Genomic DNA, 964 nt, shown 5'->3' on the forward strand with positions numbered 1-964 from the left:
TGTAGAAAAGAGAGGGGATTTTCAATGTTGACGAAGTCTAGGCTTCTGCGTATATAATAACCTTACTCCTCTCTTTTGTCTTTTCTGTTTATTTATCTAATTTAATGAATTGTAAACTTAAGACGTGTATAATTAATTGCTTTGGTCGTTGCTTATTTGGAAAATTCCTTCGGAATTTTCTCGCGTTCGTTTTTGTTTACTAAATTAGTTGCTTAAACACGCAACTAACCATACACAAAATCGTTGTAGGTAATTTGACCGAAATATGAAAATACCATTTTACATTCTAATTTTAGTTTGCATTTTTAGTTGTAAATCGACTAAAATAGTTTCGGAATCGAATACTGAATCGGAATCGATTTCTAAAAAAACCGAAATGGAATTTTATGAAAACGGACTTTTAAAAAGTATCGGACAAATTGACTCGGACTTTTTATCTAAAGCTGCTCGAATTGGATTGTGGAGTGAATTTTATGAGAATGGGAAACTGAAAGAAACGGGAGAATATAAAACTGACTCGTATGTGAATTGCTGTATTGCTGGACCTTGTGATATTATTTATAGTTACAAAATTGGAGAATGGAATTATTATCACGAAAATGGACAATTAAGAGCAAAAGGAATTTATAAAATTGACAAAAAGCACATTGAAACAACTTGCGAAGGCGGAGACGAAATAAATATTGGATTTCTAAATGAGAATTGGAAATTTTATGACAAAAACGGAATTGAAATTAAACTGACTGAAAAGGAAATAAAAGAAATGGAAAAGAACGGAATTGTAGATGAATTTGACTTTATGGGAAAGTAAAAAACTACCTACAACAAAGTACTGTGGTAAAAAACAAGTAAAAACTCATTAATTTTTCACTAAAGTACTTCTGTAAGAATCATCATATATTAATCCCGATTTAGCAATTGCAAAGGCTTGTTTCAATAACTTATTGCATACTGCGATTAACGC

General features: G+C 30.8%; 1 protein-coding gene and 1 pseudogene. One reads left to right on the top strand and one right to left on the bottom strand.

What is annotated here, in order from left to right; genetic code table 11:
- Positions 1–265: 265 nt before the first annotated feature.
- Positions 266–811, top strand: a complete 546-nt coding sequence (locus tag ACVC5O_RS09950) for a toxin-antitoxin system YwqK family antitoxin (RefSeq protein ID WP_452221334.1) — start codon at positions 266–268, stop codon at positions 809–811.
- A 48-nt stretch (positions 812–859) separates the two neighbouring features.
- Here ACVC5O_RS09950 and ACVC5O_RS09955 read toward each other — a convergent pair.
- A pseudogene (locus ACVC5O_RS09955) lies at positions 860–964 on the bottom strand (IS110 family transposase); the annotation flags it as partial.

It is taken from the genome of Lacinutrix salivirga, assembly GCF_053604675.1.